Genomic DNA, 25,583 nt, shown 5'->3' with positions numbered 1-25,583 from the left:
TGCATGCTCCGCTCGCACGCTGGATCCATGACCACTCGATCACCACACGCGCCTGCGTCCGCGCTTCCCGCCTCGGCGATCCGGGCCGGGCTGCACCGCCTCGTCCGCGGTCGAGCGGGCACCGCAGCGTGGGAACGTCCGGCGTTCCTCGGGCTCCTCCTCGTGACCGGCGTCCTCTACATCGCGAACCTCGGCGTCAACGGGTGGGCGAACGCGTTCTACTCGGCGGCAGTGCAGGCAGGGAGCCAGAGCTGGGAGGCCTTCTTCTACGGTTCCTCGGACGCGGCGAACGCCATCACGGTGGACAAACCCCCGGCGTTCCTGTGGGTGATCGGTACCTCGGTGCGGCTCTTCGGTCTGAACTCGTGGGCGATCCTCGTGCCGCAGGCGCTGATGGGTGTCGCCTCGGTCGCGATCCTGCACGGGATCGTCCGCCGCCGCTTCTCGGCCGGCGCGGCGCTCGTGGCCGGCGCGGTCCTCGCGACGACTCCCGTCGCGACCCTGATGTTCCGCTACGACAACCCGGACGCCCTGCTCGTGCTCCTCACGGTGGGCTCGATCGCGCTGACGCTGCGCGGTGTCGAGTCCGGTCGGATGCGGTGGGTGGTGTGGGCCGGGGTGCTGATCGGGCTGGCGTTCCTGACGAAGCAGCTGCAGGCGTTCCTCGTCCTGCCCCCGCTGGTCGGGGTCTACCTCGTCGCGTCGCAGCGTCCACTGCTGCGGCGCATCGGGCACCTGCTTGCCGCGGCCGCCGCGGTCGTCGTGTCGGCGGGGTGGTGGGTCGCGATCGTGGAGCTCGTCCCGGCCTCGTCACGGCCGTACATCGGCGGGTCCCAGACGAACAGCTTCCTGGAGCTCACCTTCGGCTACAACGGTCTCGGGCGGGTCACCGGCGACGAGACCGGCAGTGTCGTGCCGGGTGGGACGACGGGTGCCGGGTCCTGGGGCTCGACCGGCCTGACCCGCCTGTTCGGCTCGGAGTTCGCCACCCAGGTCGCCTGGCTCCTGCCCACGGCACTCGCCCTCCTCGTCGTCGCCCTCGTGGCCGTGGGGCTGCGCCGTCGAAGTGACCCGCGGCTCGCGACGGTCCTCGTGCTCGGTGGCTCGCTGCTGGTCACCGGCCTGGTGTTCAGCTTCATGGGCGGGATCTTCCACCCGTACTACACGGTCGCCCTCGCTCCGTACATCGCGGGTCTGGTCGGCATCGGAGCCGGACTCCTGTGGCAGCGCCGAGGAGCCGTTGCCTGGCGGGTCGTCAGCGCCTCGGTCGTGGCGCTCTCCGGCGTCTGGGGGTTCGTCCTCCTCTCCGAGGTGTCGTCGTGGCAACCCTGGATCCGATGGGTCGTGCTCGCCGCCACGATCGCCGGCACGGTCCTCGCGCTCCTGCCGCCGCGTGGCCGGCTCCTCACGGGCACGACCATCGCCGCCGTGCTCGTCGCGGCCCTGCTCGGGCCGACGGCCTTCTCGGTGCAGACGACCACGGTCGGTCACACCGGCGCGCTGCCGTCAGCAGGTCCGCAGGTCAGCGGGTCGGGTCAGGGCGGACCCGGAGGACCCGGTGGTGCAGGGGGCCGGGGCGGCACCGGCGGCCAGGTGAACGGCGGCGGGCAGACCGGACCCGGTGGCCCGGGGAATCCCGCCGGCCAGAGCAGCCAGAGCAGCCAGAGCGGCCAGAGCAGCCAGAGCGGCCAGAGCAGCCAGAGCGGCCAGAGCGGTCAGAACGGCTCGGCGGACGGCGGGACGACGGCGCAGGGCGGCCAGGCGCCGACCGGGACCGACGGTCCGACCGGTGGCGCCGGTGGCGGAGGCGGATCGTCGCTCAACGGCGGGTCGACCGACGTGTCCGGCGACGTCGTGTCGGCCCTGTCCGAGGACGCCGACGACTTCACCTGGGCAGCAGCGACCGTGGGCTCGAACAGCGCCGCGACGTACCAGCTCGCGACCGGCGACCCGGTGATGGCGATCGGCGGGTACAACGGGACGGATCCTGCACCGACCCTGGCGCGGTTCGAGGCGCTCGTCGCGGCCGGCGAGGTGCACTGGTTCATCGCCGGGTCCGGGACCGGTGGGAGCAGCAGCTCCGGTAGCGACGCGGCCGAGCAGATCACCTCGTGGGTGACCTCGCACTTCGCGTCGACGACCGTCGACGGGGTCACCCTCTACGACCTCTCGAGCGGCTCGTGAGCCGACGGGTGCGGTCCGCCCCACCACCGGACGGGAGGCGCGGTGCGGCGCCGCCACGCGCCTCCCGTCCGACATGCGCGGCGGAACGACACCGTCGTTGTCGTGCGACGGCGCCGACGTCGTTCCGCAGCCTCACGAGCGCCCGTCCGGCACCGCCGCGCCTCGGCTACCGCCGCGCCCACGCCGGCGCGTGCTCCGGCAGCGGCCCGAAGGCGACTCCGCGTGCGTAGAGTCCACGCATCGGCGGCACGTACCGGGCGAGGAGCACGGGCAGCAGCGGCGGCCCGTCCCCGAGCCGACCCGCGAACGCCCGCTCGAACACGACCCGGTGCAGCACCGACTGCGCCGCCTGCACGACCACCGCGGGCGGCGTCCGACGACGCTGCACCCGTGCGAGGTCCCGGTCCAGTCCCGCCCCGGAACGGCCCGTCCGGAGCGCCGGAGCGAGCACGGTCGCCGTGGCCACGGCGTCCTGCACGGCGAGGTTGATGCCGACCCCGCCCGCCGGGGACATCGCGTGCGCGGCGTCGCCGATGCAGAGCAGCCCCGACCGCCACCAGCGCCGCAGCCGGTCCATCCGGACGTCGAGCACGTGCACCTCGTCCATCGAGCCGATCGCCCCGACCCGCTCCGCGAAGTCCGGCCGCAGACGCGCGACCCGGGCGCGGAACGCCTCGACGCCCTCGGCGCGGAGCCGCGCGTCCGACCCCTTCGGCGCGAAGTACGCGACCTGGTGGTAGTCCGGGCGGGGGAACGAGAGCAGGACGTCCGCCTCGGAGAACGCCGGCACGAGGGCGCTCGCCGTGTCGCCGTCGCGCCGCGGGAGCCGGAACCACCACGTGTCGAACGGCACGGACGACGACACCGGTCGGAACCCGGCGGCGTCCCGGACCGTCGAGCCACGGCCGTCGCACGCCACCACCACGTCCGCCCGCAGCTCGGTGCGCTCGCCGGCGCCGCTGCGGGGAGCGAGGTGCACGCCCGTGACGACCCCGTTCTCCAGGATCACCCCGGTCGCGGCCGTCCCCATCGTGATCGTGAAGGACGGCTCTGCGCGGGCAGCGGTGACGAGCATGTCGAGGAGGTCCCACTGCGGCACCATCGCGACGTGGTCGTACGGCGGGTCGAGCCGCGAGAAGTCGCCGAGCAGCAGCCGGGAGCCGTCGGGCATCGGCAGCGAGAAGTCGTCGAGACGCGACTGCGGCAGGGACCGGAACGCCTCGCCGAGACCCAGCTCGTCGAGGAGCCGGATCGTCGAGGCGTGCACGGTGTCGCCGCGGAAGTCGCGGTTGAAGTCGTCGTGCCGCTCGACGACCTCGACGGCGATGCCCGCTCGCGCCAGCAGCAACCCGAGGACGACGCCGGCCGGGCCGCCTCCCACCACCGCCACCGTGGTCCGCCGTGTGGTCACCATGCCGCGGACGCTACGCCCGTCCCGCGGACGACCGCCGGGAGGCCCGGTGCGGCTCCGGCGTGCCGGGTCCGGTCCGTCAGGCGGTCCCGACCGACGACGACGCCGTGCCGTGGTCGGCGGCCTGCGCGAACACGACGCCGCCCCACGTGACGCACGCCACCGCGAGGACGAAGCCCACGGCCGCGATCCACCAGGAGGTCCGGCGGCGCAGCCACGCCCCGATCGCCAGGACGACGGTCACGACGCCGACGACGAACGCCCCTCCGACCGCGATCGCGGTGCCGCCGAGGTACCCGCCGGGGGAGCATCCCGTGGCGGCGTCGCAGGTCGCGGTCGCCGAGATCACCGCGACGACGCCGACGACCGCCGTGACGACGGTCATCACCGCGCCGAACGCGAGGAGCAGGATCGTCGTCACCCGGTCCGCGACCCGTCCGGCCGGGAACAGCGTCGTGCCGCCGCGCTCCCACGCCGCGGCACGCTGCTCGTCACCGGAGGAGGAGGTGGGCTGCCCGCCGGGCACGTTCGACCAGGTCATGGCACCAGTCCTACCGTGCCTCCACGCCGAACGCCTGGGCGAGCTTCTGGATCTTCTGCGCCCGGCCGAGGCGCGGCAGGTCCGAGCCGTCGCGGATGACGCGGCCGCGGGCCTCGAAGTCGTCGAGGAAGTCCTGCGCCCACGCGACGTCGGTCGGCGTCGGCGAGATCACCTCGTTGATGACGGGCAGCTGCTCGGTGTCGAGGCAGAGCTTGCCGGTGAGCCCGAGCGACACCGCGATCTGCGACTGTTCGCGGAGGATGGCGTGCGCCGACCCCACCGTGGGGCCGTCGATCGGACCCGGGAGGCCGCCGACGCGTGACGCCACGACGAGTCGCGACCGCGGGTACGCCATCGCGAGCGTGTCGGCGCTCGTCCCGGTGTCCCGTCGGTAGTCGCCGGACCCGAACGCCAGGCGGAACGCGCCCTGCGCCCGAGCGATCGACGTCGCCTCCTCGATGCCGAGCGCCGACTCGACGAGCGCGACCACCGGGATCTGTCCGCCGAGCCGGTGCCAGGTGTCGGTGACCTGCGCCGGTGACTCCGTCTTCGCGAGCATGACGCCCTGCAGCCCGGGCAGGCCGCGGAGCTCCTCGACGTCGTCGGCCCAGAAGTCCGTGGTGACGTCGTTGATCCGGACCCAGGCCTCGCCGCCCCCGGCCAGCCAGGCGGCCACGGTCGAGCGGGCGGCGGGCTTGGCGGCGGGGTCGACGGCGTCCTCGATGTCGAGGATGATCTGGTCGGCGCGGGATCGCTGCGCCCGGTCGAAGCGGTCGGCGTGGTTGCCGGAGACGAGGAGCCACGACCGCGAGATGTCCGGCGCCACCGCCCGTCGACGGGACGGGGTCGGGGCGGGCGGAGCGGTTCGGTCGTCGATGGCCATGTCCACGTTGGTACCACACCGTGACCTCCAGCCCGCGTGTCACGGGCGACGAATCCGGAAACCTCCGGTTCATTGCAGGAGCACGGGTCCGGTTCCGCCTACAGTGTCCGATGTGTGGCGAGCGGACAGGGTGACCGACGGTGAGGACGACGTGAACGACGACGTCCCCGTCGAGGGTGCCGACGCGCGCCCCCGGAACGGACAGCAGGAGCAGGACGAGACGACGGGTCCGACCGGGTCGCATGCCCCGGTCGGACAGCGACCGTCGAGCGCGCCCGACCGTGGTGCGGACGCGACCGACGAGACGGACCGCACCCTGCGGCCGGAGCTGCAGCTGACGAGTCCGCAGGCGATCAGCCTGGGTGACCCGCGCCTCCAGGCCGGCAACGCGGCGGAGCCCGCGTGGGACGCGTGGCGGAAGCAGCTCACCGGTGTCGGCGGCACGAGCCCGCTGACCCGCTTCTCCGACCACCCGCGTGCCCGCATCGAGCTCTCGACGACGCACCCCGGCGGCCTCGCACAGTTCATCACCGGCAAGACGACGCTGCTGTCGAGCCTCATCCGCGACGAGGTCGCGCTCCGTGCGGCCCGCATCGCCGCGGCGCACGTCGAGGCGAAGGGCACCGAACTCGCGACGGTGCGCGGCATCGACGCGGTCAAGCTCGGCATCGGGATGGCGGACTGGAAGCACGGCGACGACCACTTCCGCGGGCCGGTGCTGCTGCGTCCGCTCGCGATCCGACGCCACGGCCGCGACTTCGAGGTGCGCCTGCTCGGCGAGCCCGTGCTCAATCCCGGCCTCGCCGACGCCCTGCACGAGCAGTACGGCGTCATCCTCGACGCGCAGTCGTTCGTCGCGCTCGCGCAGCAGGACGGCTCCTTCACACCGAACCCCGTGATCGACCGGCTCCGCGGGCTCACCGCGCACATCCCCGGCTTCTCGGTGCACGCGCGCCTCGTCGTCTCGACGTTCGCCGAGGTCGCGACCGGCATGGTCGAGGACACCGGTGACCTCTCGCACCCCGTGCTCGACGCCCTCGCCGGCAACCCGAGCGCGAAGTGGCAGGTCGAGCAGTCCTACCGGCCCGTCGAGCAGACGCCGTCCGACGAGCGCAGCCCGGAGACCGACACGCTGCTCCTCGACGCGGACGACGAGCAGGAGAACGTGATCGCGCAGATCACGGCCGGCAACTCGATCGTGGTGAAGACCCTCCCGGGCACCGGTGGCACGCAGACGATCGTCAACGCCCTCGGCGGTCTCGTCGCGGCGAACAAGCGCGTCCTCGTGGTGAGCCCCCGGCGTGCGACCCTCCGGGGCATCGCCGCCCGCTTCGGCGAGGTGCACCTGCCCGGGGTCGCGGTCACGCCGTCGACGCTCCGCCGCGACGTCGTCCGCGCGATCGCCCGCAACGAGAAGGCGAAGCGTCCGAACCTCCGCGAGGTCGACGACGCGCTCGTCCGGCTCCGGAAGGTGCTCATCGACTACCGCGGTGCACTGACGCGCGTGGACCCGTCGTTCGGCGTCTCCGTGCTCGACTGCCTCGTCGAGCTCTCCCGGCTCTCGCTGCTGCCCGTCCCGCCGTCGACGACCGCACGGCTCTCGCAGTCGTCGGTCGCGTCGATGGTCGAGGGGCGCTCCCGGGTCGCCGAGACGATGGTCAGCGCGGCCAACCTCGGCGAGTTCCGCTACGGCCCCGACGACTCGCCCTGGTACGGCGCGAAGTTCTCCACCAGCGACGGCGCGCAGCGGGCGCACAAGACCGCGAAGGACCTCGACGCTGACGGGCTGCCCACGCTGCTCCGCCGCGCGCACGACCTCGTCGCGACCACGCACATGCGGCAGTTCACGACGATCAACGAGCTCGGGATCTACCTCCGCCTGCTCACCGAGATCCGGGACACGCTCGACCGCTTCCTGCCAGTGGTCTTCGACCGTTCGGTGTCCGAGCTCGTCGCCGCGACCGCTCCCCGGGGCGAGGGTGCCCCGATGTCGTCGACCAACCGTCGCCGACTGAAGAAGCTCGCCCGCGAGTACGTCCGCCCCGGCGTGCACGTGTCCGACCTGCACGAGGCACTGACCCGCGTGCAGCAGCAGCGTGTGCTCTGGCAGCGGTACGTCGCCGCCGGCGTGAACCCCGAGGTGCCCACGGGCATCGCGGACGTCCAGGTCCTGTTCTCCAACGTGGTCGAGGACCTCGCGCGCCTCGACGAGCCGCTCGGTCGCACCGCACGCGAGGACCAGCTCGCGAACCTGCCCGTCGACCAGCTCGTCCCGACGATCGCCCGGCTCGCCGAGGAATCCGACGTCCTGCACAACCTGCAGGAGCGCACGGAGCTCATGCAGACCCTGCGCGACCTGCAGCTCGAGCCGCTCATCACCGACCTCGCGAACCGGCACGTCCCGGACACGCAGGTCCCCGCGGAGCTCGAACTCGCGTGGTGGCAGTCCGCCCTCGAGTCGATGCTCGAGTCCGACCGGGCGCTCCTCGGGGCGAACACCGACATGCTCGACCGGGTCGAGGCCGACTTCCGGCTCGTCGACGACGCGCACGCGGCCGGGGTGTCCCAGGGCCTCGCGTGGCAGCTCGCCGAGAACTGGAAGGTCGGGCTCGTCGACTGGCCGGACGAGGCCACGGCGCTGAAGACGCAGCTCAAGGAGGGCGCGATCACCTCGCGTCTGCTGCAGGACTCCGCACCGCACCTGTCCCGGTCGATCGCGCCCGTGTGGCTCGCGAGCCCGTACGAGGTGTCCGAGATCGCGGACACGATGCCGTTCGACACGGTGATCCTCGTCGACGCCGGTGCCGTCACGATCGCGGAGACCGTCGGTGCCGTCCGCCGTGCCCGCCAGACCGTCGTCTTCGGCGACCCGGTGACGCAGACGCCGTCGCCGTACCGCATCGCCGTCGACCCCGACCACCGGGCACTGCAGGTCGACGAGCAGACGCTCGACGCCTTCCACGCCGACTCCGCGCTCGCGAAGCTCTCGACGCTCCTCCCGACGCTCTCGCTCACCCGCTCGTACCGGGCCGGCGGCGAGGACCTCGCGGAACTGGTCAACCGACGCTTCTACGGCGGCCGGATCGAGTCCCTGCCGTGGGCCGGGTCGTTCCTCGGCCACGGGTCGATCGCACTCGACTACGTCAGTGACGGCAAGGCCGTGCCGGACCCCGACTCCGGAGCGGTCGAGAGCGTCGACGCCGAGGTGGACCGTGTCGTGCGGCTCGTCATGGAGCACGCCCGCACCCGTCCGACCGAGTCGCTCATGGTCATTACGGCCTCCGCCAAGCACGCGGTCCGCGTCGAGCAGGCCGTGCTCACCGCGGCGCAGGGGCACAAGGACCTCACCGAGTTCGTCATCGGCGACCGTGCCGAGCCGTTCATCGTCGCCACGCTCGAGCAGTCGGTGGCCCAGAGCCGCGACCGCGTCATCTTCTCGATCGGCTACGGCCGGACGCCGCACGGCCGGGTCCTCCGCGACTTCGGTCCGCTCGGCAAGCCCGGCGGGGAGCGCCTGCTCGCGGTCGCGATGACCCGTGCCCGCCGCTCGATGGTCATCGTCACGTGCTTCCAGCCGTCCGACATCGAGGCCGAGCGGATGGGCCACGGCACCGTCGCGCTCGCGGAGATCCTCGCCGAGGTGCGCGCCCGCACGAGCGCCGAGTACGTGCCGGACGACTCCGACCCGCTGCTCGTCGACCTCGCCCGCCGACTCGAGATGCGCGGCATCCCGGTCGCGCTCGGACACCGCGGCAAGCTCGGGCTCGTCGCGGCGCACGGCGGGGTGTGCGTCACGATCGAGACCGACGCGTCGCTCGTGAAGGGGTCCCTGCGCGAGTCGCTGCGGCTCCGGCCCGAGGTGCTCCGTCGGCTCGGGTGGCACTACGTGCGCGTGCACGCGTTCCAGCTGTTCTCCGACCCGGACCGCGTGGCGAACACGGTGGCCTCGGTGCTCGGCGTCGACCGCGGCGCGACCCAGGAGATCTCCATCCCGCCGATCCCCGCCCGCCGGTGAACACGTCGGATCTCGATCCCGGCGTGCTCACGGCGGGCCCCGCCCGCCGGTGAGCCCGTCCCGGCGGGCCTCCCGCCCCGCCGGTCCGGTCACGCCGGAGACGGACCAGCTGGTGGGCACGTGGGCGCGGACCGACGACGCGTCGTCAGCCGCGCCTCCCGTCCGGTCGGCGTCCCCGGAACGCGACACGGACGACCGGCCGGGAGGCACGCGCCGCCGGCGCAGGCGCGTCACCACCCAGCCTGTGCCGGGCTACGACCCGGCCGCCCCGCCGGAGCCGGCGCGGCACCGCGACGGCGAGAACGACGACCAGCTCCGACGCGACGTCCCGCCGCACTGGTGAGGCCGGGTAGCCTTGCAGGCGATGACTGAGACCGCGCGACAGCGCCCCGACTGGCAGACGTGGCCGAACCTCATCACGCTGTTCCGGCTCCTGCTGATCCCGGTGTTCGTGGGGCTCGTCGTCGCCCGGCACCCGGGGTGGGCACTCGTGTCGCTCGTCGTGATCGGCGTCAGCGACTGGGCCGACGGGTTCATCGCGCGCCGCTTCGACCAGGGATCGAAGCTCGGGAAGGCGATCGACCCCGTCGCCGACCGGCTCGCCATCATCGCCATCGTGCTCTCGCTCGTGCTGGTCGGGCTGCTGCCGCTGTTCGTCGTGATCGTCGTCGTCGCGGTCGACCTGGTGCTCGCCGTGCTCTCGAGCGTGCTGTTCCACGGCAACCCGGACCTCGACGTCACCTGGACGGGCAAGATCCGCTCGGCACTGCTGTTCGTCGGCCTGCCGGTGCTGCTCTTCTCCGCCGTGCACACCGTGGACGAGAACGCGCCGTGGGTCCGGATCGTCGCCCTCGTGTTCGTGTACCTCGGTACCGCCGGGCACGTGCTCGCCGGTGCGCAGTACGCCGTGGCGATGGTCCGCAAGCGCCGCGCGGTGGCTGCCGCGGCTTGAGCGCGCGGGTGGGCGGCACGCCGGGCGCTGCCGCTCCGGTTCGCACCACGAAACCGACATCGAACCGGACTCCGAGCTCGGTTCGATGTCGGTTTCGTGGTTCGTAGCTGGAGCGGCGGCGCGGCTAGAGCTTCGTCGAGCCGCCGATGCCCGGGCCCTCGGGCGCGTCCGACGGTGCCACGTGCGCTCCGCCGCCGGCCGGCAGTGCGGCGCCGTTCTGGGAGCGGAGCAGGTCGCGGATCTCGAGCAGCACCTCGACGTCGGTCGGCGGGACGTCCTGCGGCGTCTGCTCCTGGTTCTTCTGCACGCGCTCGAACGCCACCTTCTTGAGGTGGTTCACCGGCAGCACGAGCGCGAAGTACACGACGGCGGCGACGATCACGAAGTTGAGCGCAGCGCCGATCACCGCGCCGAAGTACATGGTCGCGTGACCGTTCGACACGGTCGGGATGACGACCGGCAGCGCCTTGTCGAGGCTCTTCGCGTTGAACACCGCCCCGATCGCAGGGTTGATGACGGCGTTCACGATCGCCGTCACGATCGCGGTGAACGCCGCACCGATGACGACTGCGACGGCCAGGTCGATGACGTTGCCGCGGAGCAGGAACTCCTTGAAGCCCTTCACGCGGGCCTCCTTCCGGTCGAGGAGCCCCCACCGTACCGAGGCGTCCGCCCGCAGGTCAGGAGGCGCTGGGCGCGGCCGGCTTCTTCGACTCGGTCTTCTTCGGCTCCGACTTCGCTGGAGCGCTCGACGACGAACCGCTGTCAGTCGACGACGCGCCGGACGACGAGCCGCCGCCGGCCGGCTTCGCCCGCGAGTCCGTCCGGTAGAACCCGCCGCCGTTGAACGTCACACCGACCGGCGAGAACACCTTGCGGAGTGCACCACCGCAGACGGGGCACTCGGTCAGGGCGGCGTCCGTGAAGGACTGCTTGACGTCGAAGGCGCTGTCGCACTCGGTGCACCGGTACGAGTAGGTGGGCACGCTAGCTCCGGAAGGTGATGATGCGCGACGGCGTGATGATGCCGTCGACGGGTTCGTCGTGGGCCTCGCGCGGGACCTCGTCGAGGTACTCCGCGTCGAAGATCACAGCATAGACGGGCGGACGGTTCGCCATGGACCCGAGGGTCTTGTCGTAGTAGCCGCGGCCCCAGCCCATCCGGATCCCGTCGTGTCCGACCGCGGCGGCCGGGGTGAGGATCGCGTCGACGTCGCCGAGCGCGAGCGGGGAGAGGACCTCGCCGACGACCTCCGGCATCCCGAACAGCCCCTCGTGCTCCGACTCGCCGTCGCCGACCGCCCAGTCGAGGAGCCCGTCCTCGCGGGTGATCGGCAGCAGGACGCGGATGCCCCGCGCGTGCGCCCAGTCGAGGAACGGCCGGACGTCGGGCTCGTCGGGCGCGGAGAGGTACAGCGCGAGTGACTCGACCTGGCGCTCCTCGACGAAACGCTGCAGGGTCTCGGTCAGGGCTGCCGCGTCGGCGTCGCGTTCGGTGGTGGTCCTGGTGCGTCGCCGCTGCCGGAGCTCCGCCCGCAACGCACGCTTCTCGACACCTCGGTCGGGGATCATGCCCGGGAGTCTACCGAGGCCGCTCTTGCGGCTTCCCGCCGCGGCCCGCGCGAAGCCGTGTCCTCCACAGCGACGACATGTGCCCTCCAGGACTGGTCCGGTACGTTCACAGGCATGGGCTTCCAGATTTCGAAAGCCGTGATCCCCGCCGCCGGCCTGGGCACGCGCTTCCTCCCCGCCACCAAGGCGATGCCGAAGGAGATGCTCCCGGTCGTCGACAAGCCGGCCATCCAGTACGTGGTGGAGGAGGCCGTCGACGCCGGGCTCACCGACGTCCTGATGATCACGGGCCGCAACAAGAACGCGCTCGAGAACCACTTCGACCACGTCGCCGAGCTCGAGGAGACCCTGAAGAAGAAGGGCGACCACGAGAAGCTGCAGAAGGTGAACCAGTCCACGGACCTCGCCGACATGCACTACGTCCGCCAGGGCGACCCGCTCGGCCTCGGTCACGCGGTGCTCCGCGCGAAGATGCACGTCGGCCGGGAGCCCTTCGCGGTCCTGCTCGGCGACGACATCATCGACGCCCGCGACCCGCTGCTCAAGCGCATGATCGAGGTCCAGGGCCAGAAGAACGCCACGATCGTCGCCCTCCTCGAGGTCCCCGAGTCGCAGACGCACATGTACGGCATCGCGACGGTCGAGGAGACCGACGTCGACGACGTCGTGAAGATCACCGGCCTGGTCGAGAAGCCCGCGCAGGGCGAAGCCCCGTCGAACCTCGCCATCATCGGCCGCTACGTCATCCGCCCCGAGGTCTTCGACGTCCTCGAGAAGCAGGAGCCCGGCAAGGGTGGCGAGATCCAGCTCACCGACGCCCTCATGAAGATGGCCGGCGCCGAGGAGTGGACGGGTGGCGTGTACGGCGTCGTGTTCCGTGGACGTCGGTACGACACCGGTGACAAACTCGACTACATCAAGGCGATCGTGCAGCTCGCCTCGGACCGCGAAGACCTCGGGCCGGACCTCAAGTCCTGGCTCAAGGAGTTCAACGCGGGCGAATAGCCGACCCGTCGTCGAACGGGTCCGGGGGAGTTCCCCCGGGCCCGTTCGGCGCATCCGGAGGAACCACAGCGATGACGACGATCCCGACCCTGTCCCACGGGCGGGTCACCATCCGGCCGCTCCGGCTCCGGGACAGCCGTGACCTCGACGTCGCCCTCGCCTCGAACCGCGGTTGGCTGCGGACGTGGGAGGCCACCAACCCCTCCGGCCACGTCTCCACCGACGTCCGCGGCAGCATCCGCGCGCTGCAGGCCAATGCGCGTGCGGGCCTCGGGCTGCCGTTCGCGATGGAGCTCGACGGCCGGTTCGTCGGCCAGCTCAACGTGTCCGGCATCACCTACGGGTCACTCGCGAGTGCCTCGATCGGCTACTGGGTCGTCGAGGACGCCGCCGGGCACAACGTCACCCCGATCTCGGTCGCCCTCGCCGTGGACCACTGCTTCCGGTCGGTCGGCGTGCACCGCATCGAGATCTGCATCCGTCCGGAGAACGCGCCGAGCCTCCGCGTCGTCGAGAAGCTCGGCTTCCGGTACGAGGGGCTCCGCCGCCGCTACATCCACATCAACGGCGACTGGCGCGACCACTTCTGCTTCGCCCTCGTCGCCGAGGAGGTCCGCGAGGGCGTCCTCGAGCGCTGGGTCCAGGGCCGGGTACCGCCGGGTGCCGGCAGCGTGCCCCTGTCGGCCCGCGACGAGGCGGCGTTGCCGATCCACACGACGCCCCGCCTCTGACGCGGCCTGCCTGGAGGCACGGCTCGGCCCCGACGGAATCCGTCGCGACACGCGCAACACGCGTCCGCCAATCACGCTCCGCGTGCGACCCCGCCCCTACCGTTGGCGCATGGCAGGTATCGGCTCCTGGGGCGGCGGCATCGTGCTGCTCCTGGCAGCCGTCCTCTGGATCGTCTACCTCGTGCCCTCGTGGGCGGCGCGGCGCCAGTACCTCGCGACCGAGCGCAACGCGATCCGGCTCCAGCAGACCCTCCGGATCCTCGCGCAGACCGCCGAGCTCCCCGACGAGGTCCGCGTCGAGATGAACGCGAAGTCCCTCGCCGAGGCGCAGCGCGTCGCCCGGTCGGAGGAGGCCAAGCGCACCGCCATCGTCCGGGCGCACGAGGCCGCCCGTCAGCGGGAGATCACCCGCCGTCTCGCGGAACAGGCGCCCGTGCTCGAACGCGCCTCGAACGTGCCGGCCCTGACGGCGATGCGGATGCGTCGCTCCCGGCTCGGCGCGACGCTCTTCGGCACGATCGGACTCGTCGTCGCCGTCGTGGTCCTCGTCGCCGCACCCGCACTCTGGCTGATCGCCGTCGCCGGGCTCGTGGCCGCCGGTGGGGCCGTCGCGGTCCTCGCGCAGCTGCACCAGGTCGCCCAGGCGCGGAAGGCGCGTGCCGCAGCCGCCGCGACGGACGCGACCCGTGCCTCCCGGCCGACCACCGCGTGGACGGACCCGGCGCCGCCGCTGCCGACGGAGGCGCCCGCCGAACCCGTGCGCGACCGGAGCTGGACCCCGAACCACGTGCCGAAGCCGCTCTACGTGGAGCGTCCCGTCGCGCCGAAGGCCTCGCCGGAGTCGTCCGCCGAACTCGCTGCGCGGCTCAAGGAGCGCGTCGCCGAGGCGAAGGCCGAGGCCGATGCCGAGGCCGCGGCGATCCGGGCCGGTGCCACCGACCCGTCGCTCGCGACGGTCTCGCGCATGCGGCCCGACGTCGAGGAGGCGGCCGCGTCGCTGTCCTCGCACGACCAGGGCCGGCTCGCCGAGCGACTCGGACTCCGTGCTCCCGCGTCCGCGTCTGCTGTCTCGTCCTCGTCCTCGCCCTCGGCGTCGGCCGAGCCCGCCGTCGAGACGCCCGTCGAGCCCGCGCCGCCGAGCCGGTGGGCCGGCATGGGCGTCATCGACGAGGACGTCTACCAGCAGGCCGACCTCGACGCCATCATGCGTCGACGCCGCGCGGTCTGATCCCTGCCACGGCACGCCCGGACACGGTCGGTCGATTTCGGTTCACGCGGACCGTGGTGCTAGGGTTGACGAGTCCTTGGGGCTATGGCGCAGTTGGTAGCGCGTCTCGTTCGCAATGAGAAGGTCAGGGGTTCGAATCCCCTTAGCTCCACCAGGTACACGAAGGGCCACCCGATCGGGTGGTCCTTCGTCGTTGCCTGAGGTTCTCCTCGGCAGTGCTGTGTCGTCGGCCCCGGTCGCCCTAGACTCGCGGGGCGCGCTGCAGCGCCGAGGGGGGAACATGCACATCAGGAACGTCGTCGTCGCGATCGGGGCGGTCGCCGCGGTCATCGCCGGGAGCGTCATGGCCGGACCGGCTCCGACCGCGTCCGCCGCCGCACCGGTCGACGGAAGGTTCACCCCGGTGACCTCCGCTCGCGCATGGTCCGGCAAGGTCGGGACCTCGCCGACCAGCGTCACGCTCGGCGGTCGGAACGGCATCCCGTCCTCCGCGACCGCGGTGGTCCTCACCGCGACCGTCAGCGGACCGACCGCGTCCGGGTACGTGAGCGTCGCGCCCGGCGGCAGCGGAGCGAGCCCGTCGATCCAGAACTTCGGCCCGAAGCAGTCGATCTCCGGTACCACCACCGTCGGACTCGTCGGCGGGAAGGCCCAGGTGAAGGTGTCGTCCGGCACCGCGACCGTCGCCCTCGACGTCGCGGGCTGGTACGGCTCGAGCAGCGGCGGGTCGACCTACACCCCGCTCGCGCCGACGAACGTCCTCACGGGCACCGTCGGCACCGGGGCGACCCGGATCGTCGTGGCCGGGAAGGCAGGTGTGCCGTCGAACGCCACGGCCGTCGTGCTCCAGGCGGACGTCTCGCGCCCGGCCGCCGCGGGCACGCTCCGCCTCACGCCCGCGGGCAGCGCCGCCGGCATCGCGTCGGTGACCTACCAGAAGGGCGTCACGGTCGCGAACACCGTCACGGTGCGGCTCTCCGGCGGTGCGGTGCAGGCGCGGGTGTCGTCGGGGAGCGCGCGTGCCCTCGCAGACGTCGTCGGGTACTACTCGCCGTCGACCTCGGGGGCGGTGTTCGTCCCCTCGGCCCCGGTCCGCGCCGCCACCGTCGCGGCGGGTACGACCGCGAAGAACGTCACCGTCGCCGGGACGGCCGGCGTCCCGCGGAACGCCGTCGCGGCGGTCATCAACGCGAAAGTCGGCAAGGGCAGCGTCGGCGGGTCACTGCGCGTCGTCGGTGCCGGGCTCGCCTCGAGCGTGCCGACGCAGGTGTACGCGAAGGGGCAGACCATCGGCAACGCGCTCATCGCGCCGCTGGCGTCCGGCGGGAAGGTGTCAGCGAAGGTGTCGGCGGGGACGGCGACCGCCTACGTGGACGTCGTCGGGTACTTCATCGACGGGAGCACGGGATCGGGGACCGGTGTCGACGTGTCGTGGCCGCAGTGCGGGAAGACCGTCCCCACGGATCAGTCGTTCGCGATCGTCGGCGTCAACGCGAGCCTGGCCAACACGACCAACCCCTGCCTGCAGCAGCAACTCGCGTGGGCGGCCGGTTCGAAGGGGGGAACGGCGCAGCCGAAGACGCAGCTCTACTCGCTCTTCACGAACCCGGGTGCGACGCTCGCATCGAAGTGGCCGATGTCGAACACGCTCGACGACGGCAAGGTCGTCCCGACACCGAAGTCGTACGGGGTGTGCCGGGCACAGGCCAGCGGTGTCCCGCAGTCGAAGTACGTGACGACGACCGCGTGCTCCTACGTGTACGGGTTCGCTCGGGCGTACGAGGCATCGACCAAGCGGGGCGTGTCGAACGCGGCGCAGTTCCGTTGGTGGCTCGACGTCGAGACCGGGCTGTCCCACACGAGGACGACGACGTACAACCTGGCCGCCCTCGAGGGCATGATCGCAGCACTCCGTGATGCGGGCGTGACGAACGTCGGCATCTACTCCACCGCCAGCCACTTCGGGGAGATCATGGGTTCGGTCCCGTCGACGAGTTCCGCACGCGGTCTCCCGAGCTGGCTCGCCATCGGGCCTGCACGGCTCGACCAGGCGCAGTCGGCGTGTTCGAGCGCCGGCTTCGCCGGCGGAACGGTCGCGATGACCCAGTACGTCACCGCGTTCGGGGCGTCGCAGATCGACCGCGACTGGTCGTGTCGCTGACGCGCTGACGGACGCCGGGCACGGTGCGGACCCGCGCCGTGCCTCCCGTCCGTCGCCCCGACGTCAGCCGGGGACGCTCGCCGTGAGGACGCCCGCCTGCGCGAACACGGCGTGGATCGTGTTCGCGGCCTCCTCGAACGCCCGGTTGCCGCGCGCCATCCCGATCGCGCCGCCCTTCACCAGCGACCGGCCGGAGCCGCGGAGCAGCCGGACGACGGTCCGGCCGTCCTGCGTCACCATGACCTGCACGTCGAGGCGGGTGTGGAACGTGCGGTCGTTCGCCAGGGAGCCGACGAGGAGCGTGAGTCCGAGGCTGCCGCGGGTGGCGCGGAGACCACCCTGGTCGGCGTCGTCGACCGTGTAGCCCTCGTGGACGAGGGCGTCGCGTGCGCGGGCACGTGCGGTCTCCGGGTCGGCGGCGACGAAGAAGTCGTGGCTCTCGGGCATGCGGAGGGATCCTCTCGTTCGGTGGCTGCGGGTCGATCATGCCGGTTCGCCGCCGGTCGCGCGCGGCACCGGGCCGTCCGTCGGGGGTGTCGCCTACCCTGGTGAGGTCATGACTGCCTCCTACACGCGCCGCACCCTGTTCTCGCTCGCCGGTGTCGCCGGCGTCGGTCTCGCGGTCGCCGCGTGCTCGTCGGACGGCGGGGGGAAGGCCTCGGCGACGAAGCAGCCGGGCGCGACCGGATCGGCGCCGACGACCGGCTCGTCGACCGCGAAGCCGGTCGCCTCGAAGCTCGAGCCCGCGCAGGTCCCGCTCGCGGGCGGGGTGACCGTCACCGTCCTCGGGACCGGGCTCGACGTCGTCAAGGGCGTGACGGTGGGCGGCATCGCTGCTCGCGACGTCCGGGCCACCGCGGGGAAGGTCACCTTCACGGCCCCGCACCAGGCGATGTACACCGCCGGGGACGCGGACGTCGCTCTCTTCACCGAGACGATCGAGCCGTTGCCGTCGGCGAACCAGTCCTCCGACGGCAACGGCAGCAGCGCGAACGACGGCCAGTCCGGTGCGACGCAGGACTCCGCGACCGCCGCGCCGACGCCGACCGCGGCCCCGACGCCGGACGCCGCCGATGCCGTCGCGACGACGTCGCTGGCGTACGCAGCACTCACCGCGACGGACCGACAGCTCGCCTACGCGATGCGGTACTGGAAGGACTACAACCTCGCCGAGTACGGGACGATGAACCCGATCGGCGGGGACTGCGCGAACTACGTCAGCCAGACCCTGATCGCTCGCGGGTGGGAGCAGCGCGACGACTGGTACAACCGCGACGCGGGTGCCGCGCACTCACCCACGTGGACGTACTGCCCTGCGATGGACCCGTGGCTCAGCGAGCACGCGGCCGAGTTCGGCCTGACGAAGCGGTCGATCGACGAGCGGGACAAGGTGAAGGTCGGCGACATCGTGTTCTTCGACTGGAACGACAACGACTCGCCCGACCACACCACGATCGTGTCCGAGGTCTTCACCGAGCCCGACGGCACCGTGCGCATCAAGTCCGCGAGCCACAACCAGGACGGCCCCTACCGTGACCTCGACGAGATGATCACGGTGCAGCACCCCGGCGGCAAGGCCTGGTTCCACACGTTCGACGCGTAGCCGCGGCACGGTGGCGCAGGCGCGGTGGCGCGGCCACGGTGGCGCGTTCTGCGTTCGCACAACCAAAGGCGGTTCGCGCCGCGGACGCCCGTGGTTCGGCATGACTTCGGTTGTGCGAACGCAACCGGCACCGCCACCGCCACCGCCACCGCCACCGCCACCGGCGCCGGCGCCGGCGCTACGCGCCGCCCGCGCCTACGGGTACCCGAGGAACCACAGGAGCACGACCGCCACGGGCTGCAGGCACATGCCGACCACGAGCCACGCCACCGCCCGCCGCCGCGTGCCGACGAACACGTCCGACCCGAGCAGCGGCGCCGTCGGCATGAGCAGGCGGGGCAGTGACTGCTGCGGCAGGAAGACCGCGACGAGGTAGAGCACGTACGCGGCCGTGAACGACCACACGTCGGTACCCACTGCCCGGACGTCCCGGCGGCACCAGAACCACACGGCAGCGGCCAGCGCGACGAGCACCAGGACGATGCCCGCCGGCCCGAGCCACGTGCCCGCCATCGTGAACCACGGTGTGAGCGGCGCGAAGTGCTGCCGCCCGACGAACCCGACCCACCACGACAGCTCGGTGTCGAGGTACGCGTCTGGTCGGCCGGTCACGGCGGAGGCGATCACCGGCCACGCGAGCCCCGCGGTCGCGACGAGCAGCCCCGACACGACCACCACGACGCGGTCCCGCCACCGGAACCCCCGCCCGTCCTGCACCCACCGCACGACGAGGTGCACCGCGAGCGCCACGGCGAGGGCGAGCACGCCCGGCTTCGTGAACGCGGCGACGATCCCGAGGGGCGCGATCCACCAGTACCGTCGGCGCACGAGCGCGAGCAGCGCGGCGAACAACAGCAGGAGGAACAGACTCTCCGCGTAGGCCACCTGGAGCAGGAACCCGGTCGGACCGAAGGCGAAGAGGGCGGTCGCCCACCGCGCGGCCCGGTCGCCGCGGACCGCTCGCACCACGCGGTACAGCACCATGCAGGCACCGGCGCCGGCGAGGGTCGCCACGAGCACACCCGCGACCCAGAACGACCCGCCGACGACGGGCGCCACCGTGCGGGCGAGCCACGGGAACACCGGCAGGAACGCCCACGCGTTCGGCAGCACGTGCCCGGCGTCGTCCACCGGGATCGCCGTCGGGTACCCCCGCTCGGCGATGATCCGGTAGAAGGACGCGTCCCACGACCCGGAGAACGTGAAGAACGACGGGTCGCGTCGGTACGACGCGAACGGCCACCCGGCCGCGGTCGCGACCCAGTAGAGCGAGCCGAGCAGCAGCGTGCTGAACGCCCGTGAAGCCAGCCACAGGACCAGTGGAGCGGACCACCCGCTGTGGCGCGCCTCCAGGACGGAACCCAGCCGGGAGGCACGGGTCGTCTCCGCCACGTCGGTCACCGCACGATCCTCGCACGCTGCGCAGCAGCGTCGGCCACCAGCAGGCGGACGCGGCCGTCCGCCTGCTGGTGCGCGTCAGCGTCCGGTGACGGCTCGGCGGATCTGCTCGATCGGGACCTTCGGCGTGCGGTCGGCGTTGAGCAGCCCGTTCGTCTCCTGCATCGTGTCGGTGAGCTGGGTGTAGCAGGAGCCGGCGAGGAACGTGCTCGCCCGGATCGCGTCGTACAGGCCGGTGATGCGCGTGATCCAGTCGTCCCCGTCGGACGCCGAGGTGTACCCCCAGCCGTCCTCGCGCTGGACGCCGGGCTGGTAGTTCACGCCGCCGAACTCGGTGAGCATCACGGGCTGCCCCTCGTCGACCGCACCGCCGACGAGGATCTGCCGGTCGGCCGGACCCATGCCGCGCAGCAGGGCCGTGCGGGCCGCGTCGTCCGCGTACGTGCGGGCCAGTACGGCGCCGTCGCCCTCGTAGTCGTGGACCGAGAGGATGTCCGACGCGGGGTGCTCCCAGCCGTCGTTCGAGATCACCGGGCGGGTGGGGTCGAGCGCCCGGGCGACGTCCGCGAGCGCACGCGCGTACGCCTGCTGAGCCGGGTCGTCCGCGATGTGCTGCACGCCCCAGCTCTCGTTCGCGGGGACCCAGGTCACGATCGACGGGTGCGAGGCGTCGCGCTCGACGGCGTCCATCCACTCCCGCATCAACCGCTGCACCGCCGTGGGCGAGAACGCGTAGGCGCCGGGCATCTCGCCCCAGACGAGCAGTCCGAGCTTGTCGGCCCACCAGAGGAAGCGCGGGTCCTCGACCTTCTGGTGGTTCCGCGCGGCGTTGAAGCCCAGCTCCTTGATGAGCTCGACCTCGCGCCGGAGGGCCTCGCGGGACGGGGCGGCGAGGTGCGAGTCCGGCCAGTAGCCCTGGTTCAGGACGCTGCGGACGTCGTACGAGTGCCCGTTGAGCAGGAACGCGCCCTGGCCGATGGAGGTGGTGCGGACCCCGAAGTAGCTCGCGACCGCGTCGGTCGCCGTGCCGCCTGCGTCGAGCAGGGTGACGGTCGCGTCGACGAGCCGTGGCGTCTCGGGCGTCCAGACGAGCTCGTCCTCGGCCTGGCCGTTCGTCTGCCGGGGGAGCGGCACGACGACGTCGAACTCGGTGTCGATCGCGCTCGACCGGGCGACGTCGCCCAGCGCGGACTCGACGGTCGCGAGGTGCTCGTCGGCCCACCACGCCGCGACGCGGAGGCGCTCGCCGCCGGGACGGGTGCCGGCGAGCCGGACGGAGAGTCGGACCGTGGCGTGGTCGACGTTCGTCCAGCGCAGCGCCGCGATCGACACGGTCGGCACGGCCTCGAGCCACACGGTCTGCCAGATGCCGGTGGTCCGGCGGTACCAGATCGCGTGCGGCTCCTCGTGCCAGTCCTGCTTGCCACGGGGCTGCGTCAGGTCGAGCGGGTCGTCCTCGGCACGGACGACGAGGGTGTGCACGGCGTCGGGGTCCGCCGTCAGTACGTCGGTGACGTCGAACGCGAAGGGCGTGTGACCGCCCTCGTGCTCGCCGACGAACTGCCCGTCGACCCAGACGCGCGCACGGTGGTCGACGGCTCCGAAGTGCAGGACCAGACGGGGCTGCGCGGACGAGTACCCGGCGGCGGCGATGTCGGCTGCGGTGAGCTGCCGGGAGTACCAGACCACGGGGTGGAAGCCCGGTTCGTCGATCCCGGACGCGACCGACTCCGGCGGGAACGGCACGGTGATGTCCCGGGCGTCCGGGAAGCCCGAGCGCCAGGCGGCGTCGTCCCCGTCGTTGCGGAACGACCACGTGCCGTCGAGGTCGGCCCAGGCGGGGCGGAGGAGCTGCGGCCGCGGGTACGTCCCGTCCTGCTCGGTCGCGACGGGGAGGGCAGTGGGGGCGGCGTCGTTGCCGGCGAGCGTGCTCATGCGTCCATGCTGGACCCGTTCGTACATCGTTGTAAAGAGGTGTGGCAACGGACGGGCCCCATGTCGCTCGTCACGCGATCGCGGCGTCCCGTGTCAGCACCATGACGTCCATCCGGCCCTGCTGGACGACCTCGCCGTGCTGGTTGCGGAGCGACACCGCGCGCTCGACGATGCCCGTCGTCCCCGAACTCGTCAGCCGCGTCGAGAGGATCTCCACCGTGCACGTCACGGTGTCGCCGATGAACACCGGAGCGGTGAACCGCCACTGGTCGATGCCGAGCAGCGCCACGGCCGAACCCTCGAAGACCCCAGTCCGCGCGATGAGGCCGAGGCAGAGCGACGTCCCGAGCAGTCCGTGCACGACGCGCTGGCCGTAGCGGGTGCGTGCCGCGAACTCGACGTCGGTGTGCACCTGGTTGTTGTCGTTCGTCCACGAGGCGAACGACACGACGTCGGCCTCCGTGATCGTCCGACCCGGTGTGGTGAAGGTCTGTCCGGCGGCGAGGTCCTCGAGGTAGTGCGGCACCCAGTCATCCTCGCACCGCGAGCACCGCGAGCACCGCGAGCACCGCGAGCACCGGCGTCCCCCACCTCCCCAGCGCCGGGCGCGTAGCCTCCGCGGCATGAGCGACGCTCCCTCCGACCACGACCTCGCCCCGTGGATCGCCGCACAGCGCTGGTACGCCGCCAAGGGAGGCGCCGGCCCGACGCTCCGCACGCTGTCGACCGACGACGACACCCGGCTGGTCCTCGACGACGCCACGACCGGTGCCGTCCTCTACCAGGCGCCCGTCGTCGTCCGCGACGGCGCCCTCACCGACGCCACGACCGACCTCGAGTGGGTCAGGGGCCTCGCAGCCCGGATCGACGCGGACCCCGAGTCGCTCCGTCCGATCGGCACCGTGACCGCCGCGCGCGTGCTGTCCGGCGAGCAGTCGAACACCTCCGTGATCTGCGACACCGAGGCCGGCGAGCAGGTCATCGTCAAGGTGTTCCGCGTCCTGCACCACGGCGACAACCCCGACGTCACCACGCAGCTCGCCCTCTCCGCGGCCGGCAGTACCCGGGTGCCGGCGGTCTACGGCGCGCTCCGCCGCAGCTGGCCCGACACCGGGCGACCGGACGGCACCGCCACCGGCCACCTCGCCGTCGCGCAGGAGTTCCTCCCCGGTACCCGCGACGCCTGGCGTGTGGCGCTCGACGACGCCCGCGCCGGTGTCGCCTTCGCCGACGACGCGACACGGCTCGGTGCGGCGCTCGCCGAGGTGCACCGCACGCTCGCGGAGGTCCTGCCGACCACGCCCGCGACGGACGACCGCCGCCGTGATGCCCTCGCCACGATGCACGCCCGCCTCGCCGCGGCCGAACGCGAGGCGCCGGCGGTCGCCGAGCACGCCGACGCCGTGCGTGCCGTGTACGCACGGGCAGCCGAGGCGTCGTGGCCGGACCTCCAGCGGGTCCACGGAGACCTGCACCTCGGCCAGGTGCTCGCGGTGCCGGGGGAGCGGGGGTGGGTGTTCCTCGACTTCGAGGGTGAACCGCTCCGTCCGCTCACCGAGCGCTCGGTGCCCGACGTCCCGCTGCGCGACGTCGCGGGCATGCTGCGGTCGTTCGACTACGTGGCGGGAGCGCTCGCCCGTGATGCCGACCCGGTGGACACCGGCGACTGGGCACACGAAGCCCGGAGCGCGTTCCTCACCGGCTACGAGCAGGGGGCCGGCGGCGACCTCCGCGCACACCGCGAGGTCCTCGACGCCTTCGAGCTCGACAAGGCCGTCTACGAGGTCGTCTACGAGTCCCGAAACCGGCCGGACTGGGTCGACATCCCCCTCGCGGCCGTCGCGCGGCTGGCCGCGCGCAACGCTGGCTGACGGGTCCGCGCGCGCAGCGCTGGCTGACGGGTCCGCGCGCGCAGCGCTGGCTGACGCGCCCACCTGACGGCCTGGAGGCCCGTGGCGACGCCGCCACGGGCCTCCAGGCCGTCATCCGGTCACGTCAGTTGACGGGGCCGGTGTACTTCTCGCCGGGGCCCTTGCCAGGAGCGTCCGGGATCGAGGAGGCCTCGCGGAACGCGAGCTGCACCGAGCGGAGCCCGTCGCGCAGCGGACGGGCGTGGTGGTCGCCGATCTCCGTCGCGGCGGCGGTGACCAGACCGGCGAGGGCGGTGATGAGCTTCCGCGCCTCGTCGAGGTCGGTCTGTTCCTGCGGGTCGTCGGCCAGCCCGACCTTCACGGCCGCGGCGCTGAGGAGGTGCACCGCGACGGTGTTGATGAGCTCGACCGCCGGCACCTCCGCGATGTCACGCGCCTCGTCGGCTCCGGTGGGCTCGTTCGGCGGGGTGTCGGTCACGGTGCTCCTCTGCTAGACTCTGTCGCGGCAGATGCTGTCCGTGCGCCCTCGGGGGCTCGAGCGGCGTCTTGCGAAAGAGGAGTCTCTCCCACCCGCGGCTGTGCACCACCAGGCTACCGGGTCCCCATCGCTCCGCCGGGCTCAGCACCACGAGCACGGCAGGTCCTCCCGCAAGGGACGACGTCGGGCGGTGCAACGGGTTCCGATCCGTGCGTCAGACCTCCTCTCTCGTGCCGTCGTCCAGGGCAACAGCCCCGGACGGCCAACCACCTGATTGAAGGAGCTCCGCATCACCGATCCCCGCACCAACGACCGAATCCGCGTTCCCGAGGTCCGACTCGTCGGCCCCCAGGGTGAGCAGGTCGGCGTTGTCCCGATCGCCATGGCCCTGCGTCTCGCGCAGGAAGCCGAACTGGATCTGGTCGAGGTCGCCCCGAACTCGAAGCCGCCCGTGGCCAAGATCATGGACTACGGCAAGTTCAAGTACGAGGCTGCGCAGAAGGCCAAGGAAGCGCGTCGCAACCAGGTGAACACGGACCTGAAGGAGGTCCGGTTCCGCCTGAAGATCGACAAGCACGACTACGAGACCAAGCGCAAGCGCGCCGAGGGCTTCCTCCTCGGTGGCGACAAGGTGAAGGCCATGATCCTCTTCCGCGGTCGCGAGCAGTCGCGCCCGGAGCAGGGCGTCCGTCTCCTGCAGCGGTTCGCCGAGGAGATCGCCGAGTTCGGTGTCGTCGAGTCGCGTCCGACCCAGGACGGCCGCAACATGACGATGATCATCGCTCCGCTGAAGAACAAGTCCGACGTCAAGGGCGAGCAGAACGCCAAGCGTGCTGCACAGAAGGCCGAGCGTCGCGCGTCGGAGCACGCCGCGAAGAACGGCGAGGAGTCCCCCGCCGCTTCCGAGCAGCAGGCCGCTCCGGCCGAGTAGGTCTCCCCGACCGAACCCGCGACGACGCGGCTCCCCACACCCATCCCACGGAAAGGCACTCCATGCCCAAGCAGAAGACCCACTCCGGGTCGAAGAAGCGCTTCAAGGTCACCGGCAGCGGCAAGATCATGAAGCAGCAGGCCGGTATGCGTCACAACCTCGAGGTCAAGAGCGCCAAGCGCAAGGCCCGCCTCAACGAGGACCAGGTCCTCGCGAAGGCCGACGCGAAGAACGTCAAGAAGCTTCTCGGCCACTGAGCCGGCGGAACGTAAAGGAATAGATCAATGGCACGAGTAAAGAGAGCGGTCAACGCCGCCAAGAAGCGCCGCGTCGTTCTCGAGCGCGCCGAGGGCTACCGCGGTCAGCGTTCGCGTCTGTACCGCAAGGCCAAGGAGCAGGTCACCCACTCCCTCGTCTACGCGTACCGCGACCGTCACGCCAAGAAGGGCGAGTTCCGTCGCCTCTGGATCCAGCGCATCAACGCTGCGTCGCGTGCGAACGGCCTGACCTACAACCGCCTCATCCAGGGTCTGAACCTGGCCGGCGTCGAGGTCGACCGTCGCATCCTCGCAGACCTCGCGGTGAACAACCCCGACACGTTCGCGGCGCTCGTCGAGACCGCGAAGAAGGCCCTGCCGGCCGACACCTCGGCCCCGAAGGCCGCGTAGTCACGCCAGCCGCACC

23 protein-coding genes and 1 tRNA gene are annotated in these 25,583 nt (G+C 72.1%); 13 read left to right on the top strand and 11 right to left on the bottom strand.

The annotated features are described in order from the left end of the window. Positions 1-27: 27 nt before the first annotated feature. Positions 28-2,184 carry an ArnT family glycosyltransferase gene (locus ACRQ4C_RS15435; RefSeq protein ID WP_439689296.1) on the top strand — a complete coding sequence of 719 codons (2,157 nt, stop codon included), beginning with the start codon at positions 28-30 and terminating at the stop codon, positions 2,182-2,184. 166 nt (positions 2,185-2,350) lie between these two features. Here the strand turns inward: ACRQ4C_RS15435 and ACRQ4C_RS15430 are convergent, their stop codons facing one another. The 3 genes from ACRQ4C_RS15430 to ACRQ4C_RS15420 form a co-directional block, all read right to left on the bottom strand. Next, on the bottom strand, positions 2,351-3,598 hold the full coding sequence (locus ACRQ4C_RS15430) for an FAD-dependent oxidoreductase (protein ID WP_439689295.1): 1,248 nt from the start codon (positions 3,596-3,598) through the stop codon (positions 2,351-2,353). Positions 3,599-3,674: 76 nt separating this feature from the next. Then, positions 3,675-4,136: a DUF6264 family protein gene (locus ACRQ4C_RS15425; RefSeq protein ID WP_439689294.1), complete on the bottom strand. Its 462-nt coding sequence runs from the start codon at positions 4,134-4,136 to the stop codon at positions 3,675-3,677. A 10-nt stretch (positions 4,137-4,146) separates the two neighbouring features. Then, the gene (locus tag ACRQ4C_RS15420; protein WP_290133772.1) at positions 4,147-5,019 is read right to left on the bottom strand and encodes an HpcH/HpaI aldolase/citrate lyase family protein; all 873 of its coding nucleotides are present in this window, start codon (positions 5,017-5,019) and stop codon (positions 4,147-4,149) included. 316 nt (positions 5,020-5,335) lie between these two features. On the opposite strand from ACRQ4C_RS15420, the gene ACRQ4C_RS15415 reads away from it, so the two are divergent. Together ACRQ4C_RS15415 and ACRQ4C_RS15410 are read left to right on the top strand one after the other, a co-directional pair. Beyond that, positions 5,336-9,034: an AAA family ATPase gene (locus tag ACRQ4C_RS15415; protein ID WP_439690919.1), complete on the top strand. Its 3,699-nt coding sequence runs from the start codon at positions 5,336-5,338 to the stop codon at positions 9,032-9,034. A gap of 364 nt (positions 9,035-9,398) precedes the next feature. Beyond that, entirely contained in the window at positions 9,399-9,986 is a 588-nt protein-coding gene (locus ACRQ4C_RS15410) for a CDP-alcohol phosphatidyltransferase family protein (RefSeq protein ID WP_290133774.1), read from the top strand. A 124-nt stretch (positions 9,987-10,110) separates the two neighbouring features. Here ACRQ4C_RS15410 and mscL read toward each other — a convergent pair whose 3' ends face one another. Genes mscL through ACRQ4C_RS15395 form a run of 3 tightly spaced genes read right to left on the bottom strand, consistent with a single transcriptional unit; the run spans position 10,111 to position 11,558 of the window. Beyond that, positions 10,111-10,611, bottom strand: a complete 501-nt coding sequence (gene mscL, locus ACRQ4C_RS15405; protein ID WP_439689293.1) for a large conductance mechanosensitive channel protein MscL — start codon at positions 10,609-10,611, stop codon at positions 10,111-10,113. A 55-nt stretch (positions 10,612-10,666) separates the two neighbouring features. Next, positions 10,667-10,972: an FmdB family zinc ribbon protein gene (locus ACRQ4C_RS15400; RefSeq protein ID WP_439689292.1), complete on the bottom strand. Its 306-nt coding sequence runs from the start codon at positions 10,970-10,972 to the stop codon at positions 10,667-10,669. Between the two features lies 1 nt (position 10,973). Then, on the bottom strand, positions 10,974-11,558 hold the full coding sequence (locus ACRQ4C_RS15395) for a 5-formyltetrahydrofolate cyclo-ligase (protein ID WP_290133777.1): 585 nt from the start codon (positions 11,556-11,558) through the stop codon (positions 10,974-10,976). Between the two features lie 114 nt (positions 11,559-11,672). Here ACRQ4C_RS15395 and galU point away from each other — a divergent pair, with 114 nt between their 5' ends. The 5 genes from galU to ACRQ4C_RS15370 all read left to right on the top strand — a co-directional run bounded on the left by galU (position 11,673) and on the right by ACRQ4C_RS15370 (position 16,683). Next, positions 11,673-12,563 carry a UTP--glucose-1-phosphate uridylyltransferase GalU gene (gene galU / locus ACRQ4C_RS15390; protein ID WP_290133778.1) on the top strand — a complete coding sequence of 297 codons (891 nt, stop codon included), beginning with the start codon at positions 11,673-11,675 and terminating at the stop codon, positions 12,561-12,563. Positions 12,564-12,634: 71 nt separating this feature from the next. Further along, positions 12,635-13,294 (top strand): GNAT family N-acetyltransferase, encoded by a 660-nt coding sequence (locus ACRQ4C_RS15385; RefSeq protein ID WP_290133779.1) that lies wholly within the window; start codon positions 12,635-12,637, stop codon positions 13,292-13,294. Between the two features lie 109 nt (positions 13,295-13,403). Continuing rightward, positions 13,404-14,522 (top strand): hypothetical protein, encoded by a 1,119-nt coding sequence (locus ACRQ4C_RS15380; RefSeq protein ID WP_439689291.1) that lies wholly within the window; start codon positions 13,404-13,406, stop codon positions 14,520-14,522. A 78-nt stretch (positions 14,523-14,600) separates the two neighbouring features. After that, positions 14,601-14,676: transfer RNA gene (locus ACRQ4C_RS15375), tRNA-Ala, on the top strand. A 126-nt stretch (positions 14,677-14,802) separates the two neighbouring features. Beyond that, a complete protein-coding gene (locus ACRQ4C_RS15370; RefSeq protein WP_439689290.1) occupies positions 14,803-16,683 on the top strand; it encodes a hypothetical protein in 1,881 nt (626 codons plus the stop codon). Between the two features lie 63 nt (positions 16,684-16,746). Here the strand turns inward: ACRQ4C_RS15370 and ACRQ4C_RS15365 are convergent, their stop codons facing one another. Further along, positions 16,747-17,130 carry a hypothetical protein gene (locus ACRQ4C_RS15365; RefSeq protein ID WP_439689289.1) on the bottom strand — a complete coding sequence of 128 codons (384 nt, stop codon included), beginning with the start codon at positions 17,128-17,130 and terminating at the stop codon, positions 16,747-16,749. Between the two features lie 109 nt (positions 17,131-17,239). On the opposite strand from ACRQ4C_RS15365, the gene ACRQ4C_RS15360 reads away from it, so the two are divergent. Next, positions 17,240-18,286, top strand: coding sequence for an amidase domain-containing protein (locus ACRQ4C_RS15360; RefSeq protein WP_439689288.1), 1,047 nt, complete (start codon positions 17,240-17,242; stop codon positions 18,284-18,286). 195 nt (positions 18,287-18,481) lie between these two features. Here the strand turns inward: ACRQ4C_RS15360 and ACRQ4C_RS15355 are convergent, their stop codons facing one another. From ACRQ4C_RS15355 to ACRQ4C_RS15345, 3 genes are all read right to left on the bottom strand, one after another. Then, entirely contained in the window at positions 18,482-19,687 is a 1,206-nt protein-coding gene (locus ACRQ4C_RS15355; protein ID WP_439689287.1) for a hypothetical protein, read from the bottom strand. Between the two features lie 75 nt (positions 19,688-19,762). Then, positions 19,763-21,619: a glycoside hydrolase family 2 TIM barrel-domain containing protein gene (locus ACRQ4C_RS15350; protein ID WP_439689286.1), complete on the bottom strand. Its 1,857-nt coding sequence runs from the start codon at positions 21,617-21,619 to the stop codon at positions 19,763-19,765. Between the two features lie 70 nt (positions 21,620-21,689). Continuing rightward, a complete protein-coding gene (locus ACRQ4C_RS15345) occupies positions 21,690-22,145 on the bottom strand; it encodes a MaoC/PaaZ C-terminal domain-containing protein (RefSeq protein ID WP_439689285.1) in 456 nt (151 codons plus the stop codon). A gap of 97 nt (positions 22,146-22,242) precedes the next feature. Here ACRQ4C_RS15345 and ACRQ4C_RS15340 point away from each other — a divergent pair, with 97 nt between their 5' ends. Then, the gene (locus ACRQ4C_RS15340) at positions 22,243-23,490 is read left to right on the top strand and encodes a phosphotransferase (RefSeq protein WP_439689284.1); all 1,248 of its coding nucleotides are present in this window, start codon (positions 22,243-22,245) and stop codon (positions 23,488-23,490) included. Between the two features lie 124 nt (positions 23,491-23,614). Here ACRQ4C_RS15340 and ACRQ4C_RS15335 read toward each other — a convergent pair whose 3' ends face one another. Then, positions 23,615-23,968, bottom strand: coding sequence for a DUF1844 domain-containing protein (locus tag ACRQ4C_RS15335; RefSeq protein WP_058726113.1), 354 nt, complete (start codon positions 23,966-23,968; stop codon positions 23,615-23,617). Positions 23,969-24,242: 274 nt separating this feature from the next. Between ACRQ4C_RS15335 and infC the strand changes: the two genes are divergently transcribed. The 3 genes from infC to rplT all read left to right on the top strand — a co-directional run bounded on the left by infC (position 24,243) and on the right by rplT (position 25,567). Then, the gene (infC, locus tag ACRQ4C_RS15330) at positions 24,243-24,899 is read left to right on the top strand and encodes a translation initiation factor IF-3 (RefSeq protein ID WP_290133788.1); all 657 of its coding nucleotides are present in this window, start codon (positions 24,243-24,245) and stop codon (positions 24,897-24,899) included. Between the two features lie 62 nt (positions 24,900-24,961). Continuing rightward, positions 24,962-25,156 (top strand): 50S ribosomal protein L35, encoded by a 195-nt coding sequence (gene rpmI, locus ACRQ4C_RS15325; protein ID WP_022903519.1) that lies wholly within the window; start codon positions 24,962-24,964, stop codon positions 25,154-25,156. 27 nt (positions 25,157-25,183) lie between these two features. Then, entirely contained in the window at positions 25,184-25,567 is a 384-nt protein-coding gene (gene rplT, locus ACRQ4C_RS15320; protein ID WP_058726112.1) for a 50S ribosomal protein L20, read from the top strand. Positions 25,568-25,583 lie beyond the last annotated feature (16 nt).

It is taken from the genome of Curtobacterium sp. SP.BCp, from assembly GCF_051903255.1.
GTDB lineage: Bacteria > Actinomycetota > Actinomycetes > Actinomycetales > Microbacteriaceae > Curtobacterium.
This window is presented reverse-complemented; position numbering and strand designations above follow the sequence as displayed.